12 protein-coding genes and 1 tRNA gene are annotated in these 13,016 nt (G+C 63.5%); 8 read left to right on the top strand and 5 right to left on the bottom strand.

The genetic code is table 11. The features are described from left to right. Nucleotides 1-65: 65 nt before the first annotated feature. Both ffh and PTE31013_RS07365 read left to right on the top strand, forming a co-directional pair. Nucleotides 66-1,430, top strand: coding sequence for a signal recognition particle protein (gene ffh / locus PTE31013_RS07360; protein ID WP_150612128.1), 1,365 nt, complete (start codon nt 66-68; stop codon nt 1,428-1,430). A gap of 118 nt (nt 1,431-1,548) precedes the next feature. Then, nucleotides 1,549-2,097 (top strand): hypoxanthine-guanine phosphoribosyltransferase, encoded by a 549-nt coding sequence (locus PTE31013_RS07365; protein WP_150612129.1) that lies wholly within the window; start codon nt 1,549-1,551, stop codon nt 2,095-2,097. Between the two features lie 118 nt (nt 2,098-2,215). Here the strand turns inward: PTE31013_RS07365 and PTE31013_RS07370 are convergent, their stop codons facing one another. Then, entirely contained in the window at nt 2,216-3,955 is a 1,740-nt protein-coding gene (locus tag PTE31013_RS07370; protein WP_150612130.1) for a proline--tRNA ligase, read from the bottom strand. A gap of 214 nt (nt 3,956-4,169) precedes the next feature. Between PTE31013_RS07370 and PTE31013_RS07380 the strand changes: the two genes are divergently transcribed. Beyond that, complete coding sequence (locus PTE31013_RS07380) at nt 4,170-4,829, top strand: RNA pyrophosphohydrolase (protein WP_174978461.1); 660 nt, start codon at nt 4,170-4,172, stop codon at nt 4,827-4,829. A 150-nt stretch (nt 4,830-4,979) separates the two neighbouring features. After that, nucleotides 4,980-5,558 carry a CNP1-like family protein gene (locus PTE31013_RS07385; RefSeq protein WP_150612132.1) on the top strand — a complete coding sequence of 193 codons (579 nt, stop codon included), beginning with the start codon at nt 4,980-4,982 and terminating at the stop codon, nt 5,556-5,558. A gap of 113 nt (nt 5,559-5,671) precedes the next feature. Here PTE31013_RS07385 and proB read toward each other — a convergent pair whose 3' ends face one another. The 4 genes from proB to rplU form a co-directional block, all read right to left on the bottom strand. Then, the gene (proB, locus tag PTE31013_RS07390) at nt 5,672-6,805 is read right to left on the bottom strand and encodes a glutamate 5-kinase (RefSeq protein WP_150612133.1); all 1,134 of its coding nucleotides are present in this window, start codon (nt 6,803-6,805) and stop codon (nt 5,672-5,674) included. A gap of 114 nt (nt 6,806-6,919) precedes the next feature. Then, nucleotides 6,920-8,050: an Obg family GTPase CgtA gene (gene cgtA, locus PTE31013_RS07395; RefSeq protein ID WP_150612134.1), complete on the bottom strand. Its 1,131-nt coding sequence runs from the start codon at nt 8,048-8,050 to the stop codon at nt 6,920-6,922. Nucleotides 8,051-8,202: 152 nt separating this feature from the next. Next, nucleotides 8,203-8,463: a 50S ribosomal protein L27 gene (rpmA, locus tag PTE31013_RS07400; protein WP_010803931.1), complete on the bottom strand. Its 261-nt coding sequence runs from the start codon at nt 8,461-8,463 to the stop codon at nt 8,203-8,205. A gap of 28 nt (nt 8,464-8,491) precedes the next feature. Continuing rightward, nucleotides 8,492-8,803 (bottom strand): 50S ribosomal protein L21, encoded by a 312-nt coding sequence (gene rplU, locus PTE31013_RS07405; RefSeq protein ID WP_010803930.1) that lies wholly within the window; start codon nt 8,801-8,803, stop codon nt 8,492-8,494. Between the two features lie 328 nt (nt 8,804-9,131). On the opposite strand from rplU, the gene PTE31013_RS07410 reads away from it, so the two are divergent. The 4 genes from PTE31013_RS07410 to PTE31013_RS07425 all read left to right on the top strand — a co-directional run bounded on the left by PTE31013_RS07410 (nt 9,132) and on the right by PTE31013_RS07425 (nt 12,983). Then, complete coding sequence (locus PTE31013_RS07410) at nt 9,132-10,061, top strand: polyprenyl synthetase family protein (RefSeq protein WP_246174021.1); 930 nt, start codon at nt 9,132-9,134, stop codon at nt 10,059-10,061. A gap of 22 nt (nt 10,062-10,083) precedes the next feature. Continuing rightward, nucleotides 10,084-10,160 (top strand) — tRNA-Pro (locus tag PTE31013_RS07415). 244 nt (nt 10,161-10,404) lie between these two features. Next, complete coding sequence (locus PTE31013_RS07420; protein ID WP_174978462.1) at nt 10,405-11,697, top strand: HlyC/CorC family transporter; 1,293 nt, start codon at nt 10,405-10,407, stop codon at nt 11,695-11,697. Nucleotides 11,698-11,810: 113 nt separating this feature from the next. Beyond that, on the top strand, nt 11,811-12,983 hold the full coding sequence (locus PTE31013_RS07425; RefSeq protein ID WP_150612137.1) for a GspE/PulE family protein: 1,173 nt from the start codon (nt 11,811-11,813) through the stop codon (nt 12,981-12,983). Nucleotides 12,984-13,016: the final 33 nt, after the last annotated feature.

Here is a 13,016-nt window from a genome sequence, read left to right on the forward strand (position 1 = left end):
GGCGTCCCTCCGGGGCCGAACGGCGGGGCGAACGGGGCCGCTGCAGGTCTTACAGGATACGTTTCATGCTCGACAATCTCACTACGCGCCTAGCCAAGGTCGTCAAGACGCTGCGCGGCGAAGCCCGCCTGACCGAGGCCAACACGCAGGAAATGCTGCGTGAAGTCCGTCTCGCCCTGCTCGAGGCCGACGTCGCCCTGCCCGTGGTGCGCGATTTCGTCGCCAAGGTCAGGGAGAAGGCGCTCGGCGAGGAAGTCATTTCCAGCCTCTCGCCGGGCCAGGCGCTCGTCGGCGTGGTGCAGCGCGAGCTGACCGCGCTCATGGGCGGCGATTACGAAGGCCGCGCCGCCGAACTCAATCTCGCGACCACCCCGCCCGCCATCATCCTGATGGCCGGTCTGCAAGGTGCCGGCAAGACGACCACCGTCGGCAAGCTCGCCAGGCTGCTGCGCGGCCAGAAGAAGAAAGTCCTCACGGTCTCCACCGACGTCTATCGCCCGGCCGCCATCGCCCAATTGGAGACGGTGACGAAGCAGGTCGATGCCGACTTCTTCCCGTCGCAGCCCGATCAGAAACCGGTGGACATTGCCCGCGCGGCTGTCGACTGGGCCCGACGCCATCACCATGACGTGCTGCTCGTCGACACGGCCGGCCGGCTCGGCATCGACGAAGCGATGATGCAGGAAATCAGCGCCCTGCACGCCGAGCTGAAACCGATCGAAACGCTGTTCGTCGTCGACGCCATGCTGGGTCAGGACGCCGTCAACACCGCGCGTGCCTTCAACGACGCGCTGCCGCTCACCGGCGTGGTGCTCACCAAGCTCGACGGCGACTCGCGCGGCGGTGCGGCGCTGTCGGTGCGCCACATCACCGGCAAGCCGATCAAGTTCGTCGGTGTGGGCGAAAAGCTCGACGGCCTCGAAGTCTTCTACCCGGATCGCATGGCGAACCGGATTCTCGGCATGGGCGACATTCTCGCGCTCGTCGAGGAAGCGCAACGTGGCGTCGACGTGCAAGCCGCGCAAAAGCTCGCCGAGAAGGTCAAGAAAGGCGGCGACTTCGACCTGAACGACTTCAAGGCCCAGATCGGCCAGATGAAGAACATGGGCGGCCTGTCGTCGCTCATGGACAAGCTACCCGCGCAATTCCAGGCGGCCGCCAGCCAGACCAATATGGATCAGGCCGAGAAGCAGGTGCGTCGCATGGAGGGCATCATCAACGCGATGACGCCTTCCGAGCGCGCCAAGCCGGAACTGATCAAGGCGAGCCGCAAGCGCCGTATCGCCGCCGGTGCGGGCGTTCAAGTGCAGGAAGTCAATCGCATGCTCAATCAGTACGACCAGATGCGCACCATGATGAAGAAACTCAAAGGCGGCGGCATGATGAAGATGATGCGCAGCATGAAAGGCATGATGCCCGGTATGCGCTGACCGGGGCTTATTCGGTTGCCTGCCGTAACGCCGGCGGGCATTCCGTATATACTCCGGGCCGCACGTAGCGCGCACGTAGCGACATCTCCCCGCAACACGTTCCACAGGGTCGCCCCATATGAACCGCGAAGAAGCCCTCGAAGTTTTCCGCAATTCCGAAGAGATCGTCTCGGCCGACGACGTGAACCGCTCCATCGACACGATGGCCAAGGCCATCAAGGACGCCGTTGGCGACGCATTCCCGATGGTGCTCTCGGTCATGGGCGGTGCGGCCGTCTTCACCGGCATGCTGCTGCCGCGCCTGGACTTCCCGCTGGAGTTCGACTACATCCACCTCTCGCGCTACAACAACACCACGACGGGTGGGGCGATGCAATGGCGCGTGGCGCCGCGCGACTCGGTGCGCGATCGGGTGGTACTCGTGCTCGACGACATCCTCGACGAAGGCGCCACCATGGCGGCAATTCGCGACCGGATCCTGGAGATGGGCGCCTCGAAGTTCTACAGCGCCGTGCTGTGCGAGAAGATCCTGACGAAGGAAAAGCCGTCGCATCCGGATTTCTGCGGCTTCACGGTGCCGGACCGCTATGTCTTCGGTTGCGGCATGGACGCCAAGGGTTACTGGCGCAACCTGCCGACGATCCGCGCGTTGACCACGCCGCGCTGAGCGCCGCCGCGGGACGACGTCCCGTTCGCATCGTGACGACAAAGGGGCCTGCGAGGCCCCTTTTTCATGACTGGCACGCCAGCGAGCATGCGCCCACCGGCGTGCCACGTAGTCGCGATCAGACCGTCTTGGCGGCCCGCACCTTGCTGATGACGATGTCCGCCACGGCGGCAACGTCGAGCAACTGCGCTTGCGCTTCGCGCCGGCCCTGGTACTCGAGCTTGCCTTCCTTCAGGCCCCGGTCGCCGATCACCACACGATGCGGCACGCCGATCAGTTCCCAGTCGGCGAACATCACGCCGGGACGCTCGCCACGATCGTCGAGAATCACGTCGATGCCGGCGCCCAGCAGGTCGTCGTAGAGCTTATCGGCCGCCGCGCGCACGGCATCGCTGCGCTCGTAGCCCATCGGGCACAACACCACTTCGAACGGGGCCATCGATTCCGGCCAGATGATCCCGCGATCATCGAAGTTCTGTTCGATGGCGGCACCGAGAATACGCGTGATGCCGATGCCGTAGCAGCCCATCTCCATCGGCGCCGGCTTGCCGGTTTCGTCAAGGAAGGTGGCGCCCATGGCGTCCGAATACTTGGTGCCCAACTGGAACACGTGGCCCACTTCGATGCCACGGCACAGCGCAATCTCGCCCTTGCCGTCCGGCGAGACGTCGCCCGGCACGATGTTGCGCAGATCGGCCACGACTTCCGGCTCAGGCAGATCGCGCCCCCAGTTCACCCCGGTGATGTGGAAATCGACCTCGTTCGCGCCAACCACGAAATCGCTCATTTTGGCGACCGAGCGATCGACCACGAGCTTCACCGGCTTCTTCGTGCCGATCGGGCCCAGATAACCCGGCGGCGTGCCGAACGTATCGACGATCTCGGCTTCGCTGGCAAAACGCAGGCCGGACAGCCCCGGCACCTTGCTCGCCTTGATCTCGTTCAGGTCGTGATCGCCGCGCAGCAGGAGCAGCCAGACGGTCGTGCCGGAAGCTTCGCTGTCGGTGGCGAGCACGATCGACTTGACCGTGCGCGAGAGCGGGATCGAGAGCAGTTCCGCGACGGCTTCGCACTTGGCCTTACCCGGCGTGGCCGTCTTGGTCATGGCCTCGGCAGGCGCCGCGCGTTCGCCCTGGGGAGCGAGTGCCTCGGCCATTTCCACGTTGGCCGCATAGTCGGACGTCGGGCAATAGGCGATGGCGTCCTCGCCAGTGTCGGCAATCACGTGGAACTCGTGCGAGCCGGAGCCGCCGATGGAACCATTGTCGGCCACCACGGCGCGGAATTCGAGGCCCAGACGCGTGAAGATGCGCACGTAGGCGTCGAACATCTTCTGGTAGGACACGGCCATGCCGGCACGGTCCTTATCGAAGGAGTAGGCGTCCTTCATGATGAATTCCCGCCCGCGCATTACGCCGAAACGCGGACGAATCTCGTCGCGGAACTTGGTCTGCACCTGGTAGAAGTTCACCGGCAGTTGGCGGTAGCTCTTGATTTCGCGCCGGGCGATGTCCGTCACCACTTCCTCGTGGGTCGGTCCGACGACGAATTCGCGCGCGTTGCGATCCTTCAGGCGCAGCAGCTCGGGACCGTACTGCTCCCAGCGCCCCGATTCCTGCCACAGTTCGGCCGGCTGGACCGCCGGCATGAGCAGCTCGAGCGCACCGGCGCGGTTCATTTCTTCACGGACAACGGCTTCGACCTTGCGGATCGAGCGCAGGCCGATGGGCAGGTAATCGTAGATACCACCGGCCACGCGGCGAATCATGCCGGCGCGCATCATCAGCTTGTGGCTGACGATTTCGGCGTCGGCGGGGGCTTCCTTGAGCGTGCCGATGAAAAAGCGAGAGGCTTTCATGCAAATTTCCGGGAAAAATGAGGGTCAACGGCGCGGACGGCGGCTCGGTCTGTTGCCGGGAGCGAGGCCGGGGCATGCCCGAACTTCGTCGCCGCCCCCTGAGACACCCGCCGGCCGTACACGCCGCCCCGGTCACCCGAGCCGCCGCCGGCCGCCGCGCCGGTGATTATCTGTTTATAATCGAAGCAATTTTAAAGGATTCAAGGGTGGTTGTATGCTTGACCGTGAAGGCTTTCGCCCGAACGTCGGCATCATCCTCTTAAACGCACGCAATGAAGTGTTCTGGGGCAAGCGGCTGGGCGAGCACTCCTGGCAGTTCCCGCAAGGCGGCATCAAGTACGGCGAAACGCCCGAACAGGCCATGTTCCGAGAATTGCACGAGGAAACCGGGCTAAAGCCAGAACACGTCAAAATCATCGGTCGCACGCGCGACTGGCTGCGTTATGAGGTGCCGGACAAATTCATCAAGCGCGAAGTGCGCGGACATTACCGGGGCCAGAAGCAAATCTGGTTCCTGCTGCGCATGGTCGGCCGCGACTGCGATATCTGCCTGCGCGCCACCGAGCATCCGGAGTTCGATGCCTGGCGCTGGAACGAGTACTGGGTGCCGCTGGATGCCGTGATCGAATTCAAGCGCGACGTGTACCAGCTCGCGCTGAATGAACTCTCGCGCTACCTGCGACGCTCGGCCGCGCGGACTCAGCAGGATCGGCGACGGTTTCCGCGCGCCGGGGCCCGGGTCGGGGAATTGCCGCCGGGCGCGACCCGTGCGCATGACGACACCTGCGGCAGTGACGACGGTAGCGGCGGGGCCGGCGACACGAGTGAACTGGCAGGCGCCACCGGTGTCGGCACACCGCCCCGGGAGCACTGAACCGGGCCGCCGTCGGCCTGTCCTACTATGCGATCATCGGCCGCGGGCGACATGCCCGCGTCCCCCTTTTGACCTGGCATCCCCCAGGATGCCGCGCGGATCGTCCGTTATCGTTCGTCCGCCGTCCAACCGACATCTCGATCCCACGCCATGCGCCTTTCCTTCGTTCGCCGCGCCCCGCGCCTGACTGCCCTCGCCCCGCTGGCCGCGCTGGCGCTGATAACCGCTTGCAGCGGCACGATGAAGCCCACTCAGGACTTCGACGAATACGTCGCCCAGCAGGAAGCCGCCAAGGGCAAGTGGAAGGAAGCCGAATTCACCTTGCCGGCGACGGCCCCGCAAGACGCCGATCTGGTGAGCTTTCCCACCCTGCCGAACGCCACGCTCGACTACGCGATCGACACAAAGTCGGTGCAGGTGACCAAGGACGGCGTGGTTCGCTACATCGCGGTGATCCGGAGCAAGCAAGGGGCGCGCAACGTTTCGTTCGAGGGCATCCATTGCTCGTCGTTCGAGTCGCGCCTGTACGCGACGGGCCGCCCGGATGGCACATGGGTTGCCGCGCGCAACAGCGAATGGCGTCCGATCCGCCCGTACGGGTCGACGGCCTATCAGGGCATCCTGTTCCGCGACTACCTCTGTCGCGACAAGTCACCGCTCGGTGACGCCCGGGAAATTGTGCAGAACCTGCGCTTCCCGACGTTCGATCAGAACCAGAACTATCGGTGAGCCGCGATGGACGGTCGATTTCCCTTGACCGCCCTCATGCAAAAAACGCCGGTCACGCATAGCGTGCCGGCGTTCTGACTGGCTGACGCGAGCTCATCGCCCCGCCCTGCGCCTCAGCGCAAGATCAGGTTATCGCGATGGATCAGCTCAGGCTCGTTCGCAAAGCCCAGCACCTGCTCGATGTCGCTGCTCGGGCGACGCCGAATCAGGCGCGCCTCCGAGGCACTGTAGTTCGACAGCCCCCGTGCGACTTCGTGACCGCCCTCGTCCACGCAGGCGATCACCTCGCCTCGCGCAAACGTGCCCTCGACATCGATCACGCCGATCGGTAGCAGGCTCTTGCCCTCCTGCTTCAGCTTCCTGCACGCGCCCGCGTCGATCACCACGCGACCGCGCACCTGCAAATGATCCGCCATCCATTGCTTGCGGGCAGTCAGCACCGCCGTGCGCGCGACCAATTGTGTGCCGATGGCCTCGCCGTTCGCCAGACGCACGAGCACGTCGCCTTCGCGCCCCGAAGCGATCACCGTATGCGCGCCACTCGTCGCTGCACGCTTTGCCGCCAGGATCTTGGTCAGCATGCCGCCGCGGCCGATATTGGTGCCCGCGCCCCCGGCCATCGCTTCCAGGCGCTCGTCGCCCGCATCGGCCTCGTGCACGAACTCGGCCTCGGGGTTCTTGCGCGGATCGGCCGTATACAGACCCGATTGATCGGTCAGGATGACCAGCGCGTCGCCGTCGATCAGATTCGTCACGAGCGCGCCCAGCGTGTCGTTGTCGCCGAACTTGATTTCGTCGGTCACGACCGTGTCGTTCTCGTTGATGATCGGCACCACGCCAAGGCGCAACAACGTCAGCAAGGTAGTCCGCGCGTTCAGATAGCGTTCGCGGTCGGCCAGGTCGGCGTGCGTGAGCAGAATCTGTGCGGTGCGCACGCCATGCTCGGCGAAACGGGTCTCATAGACCTGTGCGAGGCCCATCTGGCCCACGGCCGCCGCAGCCTGCAGTTCGTCGATGGCCGTCGGACGGCGAGCCCAGCCCAGGCGCTGCATCCCCTCGGCAATGGCCCCCGAGCTGACAAGCACCACCTGCTTTGGCGGACGACCCTCGCCACCATGCCGCAGCGCGGCGATTTGTTGCGCCCAGCGCGCAATGGCGACATCGTCCAGCCCACGACCATCGTTGGTCACGAGACTGGATCCCACTTTCACCACGAGCCGCTTGGCATCGGCGATGACCGAACGCATGGAACTGGATTCTCCTGCGATTGTATTGGGAAGACGGGCCGCTGCCGCAGCCGGATCGCTGGCGTCGGTGCGATGACGGGCCGCGCCATCGCCAGCGTTCGAGTGAGGTGGAGTTTACGCCTTTGGCGTGTCGTCCGGGGGCGTTTGCGGCGCGGCATCAGCCACCGGGGCGGCACTGCCTTCGCGAAAACGCGGGTCCTGCGCGGCATCTTCCATGGCCTCTTCGACGGCCCCCCGCTGTTGATACAGATACTCTTGCACGGCCAGGCAAAGCTTCTCGCAGCCTTCCCCGGTCAGGGCGGAAATCTCGAAGGTCGGACCTTCCCACGCGAAGCGCTTCAGGAAGTCGCCAACGCGCTCGGCACGCTCCGCTTCCGGCACCATGTCGACCTTGTTGAGCACCAGCCAGCGCGGCTTCTCGAACAGTTGTTCGTCGTACTTCTGGAGTTCGAGGACGATGGCCTTGGCCTCCGCCACGGGATCGACACCATCATCAAACGGGGCGATGTCGACGATGTGAAGCAACAGGCCGGTGCGCTGCAAGTGACGCAGGAACTGGTGACCGAGGCCGGCGCCTTCGGCCGCGCCTTCGATCAGGCCGGGAATGTCCGCGATCACGAAGCTCTTGCCTGGCGCGGTGCGCACGACACCCAGATTCGGGTGCAGCGTCGTGAACGGATAATCGGCGATCTTCGGGCGCGCATTCGACACCGACGCGATGAACGTCGACTTGCCCGCATTGGGCATGCCGAGCAGACCAACGTCTGCGAGCACCTTCAGCTCGAGCTGGAGCATACGGCGCTCGCCCGGCTTGCCGTCCGTCTTCTGGCGGGGCGCGCGGTTCGTGCTCGACTTGAAATGCAGGTTGCCCAGACCGCCCGCACCGCCTTGCGCCAGCACGACTTCCTGACCGTGTTCGGTCAGGTCGGCGATGGTCTCGCCGGTGTCCATGTCACTGATGATGGTGCCGACCGGCATGCGCAGGTAGACGTCCTCGCCGCCCTTGCCGTAGCAATCAGCGCCTCGGCCGGATTCCCCGTGCTTCGCGAGGTGCTTCCTCGCGTAACGGTAATCGATCAGGGTGTTGATGTTGCGATCCGCCACGGCAAACACGCTGCCGCCGCGACCGCCGTCGCCGCCGTCGGGTCCGCCGAACGGCACGAATTTCTCGCGGCGCATCGATGCCGAGCCGTTGCCGCCGTTCCCGGCGATCACCTCGATGCGCGCTGCGTCAATGAATTTCATGAAGGTCCGTTCCGCTCAATCGACCGTCCGCAGACGATCCTAACTCTGTGTATTGGCCCGCCCGACGCGCCGACTGCTCGCTGCACACCGGTGGGAAAAAACAAAAAAGGCTCCGCATGGGAGCGGAGCCTTTTGGTGGCAAAAGGCTTGACTTACGCTGCCGGCACCACGCTGACCACTTGCTTCTTCGCTGCGCCCTTGACGGCGAATTGCACGTGACCATCGGCCAGTGCAAACAGCGTGTGGTCCTTACCAATACCGACGTTTTCGCCGGCATGCATACGCGTACCCCGTTGGCGAACGATGATACCGCCAGCCAGGATTGCCTGACCGCCGTACACCTTCACGCCAAGGCGCTTCGACTCGGAATCGCGGCCGTTACGGGACGATCCGCCTGCTTTTTTGTGTGCCATGACTTAACTCCTTACCTAGCTCGATCGATTAGCCGTTGATGCTGTCGATACGCAGCTCGGTGTAGTTTTGGCGATGGCCTTGACGCTTTTGGTAGTGCTTGCGACGGCGCATCTTGAAAATCTTCACCTTGGGGTGACGACCTTGGGCGATAACGGTAGCCTTGACGGAAGCCCCACTGACCAACGGCGCACCGAACTTAATCGATTCGCCCTCGCCAACGGCGAGAACCTGGTCGATGGTGATTTCAGCGCCAATGTCAGCCGGTATCTGTTCTACTTTGAGTTTTTCGCCAGCCGCAACCTTATATTGCTTGCCGCCGGTTTTTATGACCGCGTACATTGTTGAACCTCACTCATAAACAAGAGAATTTTCCGTGCAGGCCGAGGGTCCCGAAAGGACTCGACTTACCAGCCCATCGCACCGCCGCAGACCGTCATACCGAGGTATTTTCGGACTTGACGCAACGAATGCGCGCACGAAAACGGGGGATTATACAGACTTTCTCCTTTTGCGTCAAAGACTTCCATGAAACCTGCCAATCCGCCGGGCTGGTCCCCGAAAGTCACCGCGTCCACTATATAATTTGGGGCGAAATTTTCCTCACCCGAGCCTTGTCTTGACTGCTTCGACTTCTCCCCAGAACGTACTGGCTGCCATCGCCGACGACATGCGTGCCGTCGACCAGCTTATCCGCCACCGGCTGGCCTCCGAGGTGGTCCTGATCAATCAGATCTCGGAGTACATCATCAATTCGGGCGGCAAACGCCTGCGCCCGGCGTTGCTGCTGCTCGTGTCAGGTGCGCTCGGCGTGACTTCACCGCATCGCTTCGAGCTGGCGGCGGTCATCGAATTCATCCATACGTCGACGCTGCTGCACGACGACGTCGTCGACGAATCCGACCTGCGCCGCGGCAAGCAAACGGCGAACGCGCTGTTCGGCAACGCGGCATCGGTACTGGTGGGCGACTTCCTGTATTCGCGGTCGTTCGAAATGATGGTGAGCGTGGACAACATGCGCGTGATGCAGATTCTGGCGCGTGCAACCAACGTGATTGCCGAAGGCGAAGTGCTGCAGTTGCTGAACATGCATGACCCGGACGTCGACGAAGCCCGCTATCTGCAAGTCATCCAATACAAGACGGCCACGCTGTTCGAGGCGGCAACGCAACTCGCTGCCGTGCTGGCCAATGCCGATGCACACACCGAAGCGGCCGTGCGCGAATACGGCGGCCGTCTCGGCACCGCATTCCAGTTGATGGACGATTGGCTCGACTACGCCGGCGACACCGACGCGATGGGCAAGAACGCAGGTGACGATCTGCGCGAGGGCAAGCCGACGCTACCGCTCATTCATGTGCTGCAACATGGCACCGATGAAGAACGCGCACTCGTGCGTGAAGCCATCGAGAATGGCGGCACCGACAAGTTCGAACCGATCCTCGCGGCGATTACACGCACGGGCGCACTCGATTACACGCTGGCACGCGCCAAAGAAGAAGCCGACGCTGCCGCACAAACAATTTCTGCGCTGCCCTCTTCCCATTACAAAAATAGCCTGCTAGAATTGTGTTCTTACTCGATAGCGCGACGCACTTAACGGCGAAGTAGCAGTATCGAAGCGGGGTGTAGCTTAGCCTGGTAGAGCGCTACGTTCGGGACGTAGAGGCCGGAGGTTCGAATCCTCTCACCCCGACCAGAATGACCTTTGCTCGCGAGCAAAGAAAAAAAACCGCCGGACGCGTCCGGCGGTTTTTTTATGCCGGCTGCAAACGCGGTGAGCGCGCGTCACGATGCGCCAAAGCGTCTAAGGCGATGCGCGAATGGCTTGGCATCCAACGCATTCGGGCCGGGTCAGCTCACCCGGCAGCCGACGCCCGCATCCCCTCTGCTATAGTGGCGAATCATTGCCACCTGCCCGCGCCCTTCGCGCACCCAAACGCTTGGAAGCCTTGCCCTTGTGGGCGCAAATTTGCGCCGTCGCCCTCCTGATCGTCTGCTCGGGATTTTTCTCCATTTCCGAAACGAGCATGATGGCGCTCAACCGCCATCGCCTGAAACACCTGGTCCGGATGAACGTGCACGGTGCCAAGGCGACGCAAGGTCTGCTCTCGCGCACCGAAGACCTGCTCTCGACCATCCTCGTCGGCAACAACGTCATCAATACCGTCGTGCCCGTGCTCACCACGTCGATCGCGGTGCGCTATTTCGGTAATGATGCAATCACGCTGTCGATCGCGACGGCACTCATTGCGCTGCTCATCATCATTTTCGCCGAGATCGGCCCCAAGATCGTCGGCGCGACACACCCCGAGCGCATTGCGCTGCCGGCGAGCACGATGCTCAAGCCGATCGTGACGGTGGCTGCACCGCTCGTCTGGGTGCTCAACGGCGTCGTGCGCCGCATGCTGCGCGCGTTGCACATTGACACGCAGCGCACGGCAGGCGAAGCGCGTCTCACGACGGAAGAACTGCGCACCATCGTGCTCGAGGCCGGCAACTACATGCCGACCAAGCCGCGCAGCGTGCTGCTCAATCTGCTGGATCTCGAAAACATCGCGGTCGACGACGTGATGGTGCCGCGCGCGCGCATCGAGGCGCTCGACATCTCGGCGCCACTCGAAACGATCCTCTCGCAGCTCGCGACCTGCTATCACAACAAGCTGCCGGTCTACGACGGCGACATCGATCGTGTCATCGGTATCCTGCCGGTACGCCGTACGCTGGCCGCCCTGCAACACCCGGACGATCTCTCGGCCGATACCTTGCGCGCGTTGCTCGTCGAGCCGTACTTCATCCCGAGCGACACGCCTGCGTTACGCCAGTTGCAATATTTCCAGGAGAACCACCGGCGCGTGGGTCTGGTCGTCAACGAATACGGCGAAGTCGAAGGACTACTCACCACCGAGGACATCATCGAAGAACTCATCGGCGAGTTCACGACGAGCATGCCGGGCACGGGAGGAAGCCGATCAGGCTGGACGTCGGATGACGATTGCCTGGCCAGTGGGGGCGTGGGGCTGCGCGACCTGAACCGCCGGCTGAACCTGCACCTGCCGACGGACGGCCCGAAAACGCTCAACGGGCTGATCCTCGAAGTGCTGCGCGAGATTCCCGAGGCTGCCGTCAGCCTCGAGATCAGCGGCGTTCGCATGGAAATCGTACAAATCGACAATCAGGCGATCAAGATGGTCCGTCTGTTCAAGCCGGGCACACGAACGCCGTCGCAGGATTGAGCCACGTTCGTTCACTGCACGTGACACCCGCCCATTTTTCGGGCAATTCCGATTGAGCCGCCCCGGGGTTTTGACGAGACTGACGTTTTACGCAGCACTCGCCAGACCCTGTCATGTCATTTGATTTTTCCGAATCCGGCGCCACGGCGACCACAGCCGCACCGCGCGACGCCACCACGCCGTTGCAGTTGCTCGAACAGATGCTGGGCGAGGCGGTTCGGGCCGGCGCGTCAGATGTGCACTTCGAACCGATGGCCCAACGCTTTCGCATCCGTTTGCGCGTCGACGGCCAGTTGTACGAGTACAGCGATGTGCCCTTGTCGTGGCGCGACATGCTCGTCTCCCGACTCAAGGTGCTCGCCAATCTGGATATCGCCCAGAGGCGTCTGCCGCAGGACGGGCGCATGGTGTGGCGCGAAGCCGGCGAACCCGTGGAGTGCCGCGTCAGCGCATTACCCACGCTGCACGGCGAGAAGCTTGTCGTGCGCTTGCTCGACGGCGCAAAGGTTCCGCTTTCGCTGGAAGGCCTCGGCTACACGCCGAAGCAGTATCTCGCGCTCACGCGCGCGATTGCCCGGCCACACGGCATGATCCTGCTGACCGGTCCGACAGGCAGCGGCAAGACCGTCTCCCTCTATAGTTGCCTTCGAAGGCTCAACGACACGTCGCGCAATATCGTCACCATCGAAGACCCGGTGGAGATCCGCTTGCCGGGCATCACGCAGGTCAACCTCAACGAGCGCGCCGGGCTCGACTTCGCAACTGCCTTGCGTGCGTTTCTCCGGCAGGATCCGGACGTGCTCGTCGTCGGTGAGATTCGCGATGCCCAAACCGCCGAGATCGCCGTGCAGGCGGCACAGACCGGACACCTCGTGTTCGCGACCGTCCATGCGAACGACGCAACGAGCACCCTCGCACGCTTGTTCGATCTCGGTGTCGCACCGTTCAATCTTTCGTCAACGCTGCTGCTCATCAGCGCACAGCGCTTGCTCAGACGTCGATGTCCGGCGGGCTGCGAACCGGGGCGGGCGCCGGGGGCCATCGCCCAGGCCGGGCATCCCTGCATGCGTTGTCACGGCACCGGTTTCGCGGGGCGCATTGGCGCGTTCCAGGTGATGCCAATCAGCGCGACACAGGCGACCAACATTGCGCAGTCCCGCAGTCCGCACGAACTCGCGACACAAGCACAGCGTGAAGGCGTAATGACCTTGCGGGAAGCCGGACTCTGGCATTGCGCGGCAGGCACCGTCTGCGAGGAGGATGTCGATGCGACAACGCCAGCCTGACGTCCCCGGGCCGCACGCCTGGCACGACGCGTC

Source organism: Pandoraea terrigena (assembly GCF_902459705.1).
Taxonomy (GTDB): Bacteria; Pseudomonadota; Gammaproteobacteria; order Burkholderiales; family Burkholderiaceae; genus Pandoraea; species Pandoraea terrigena.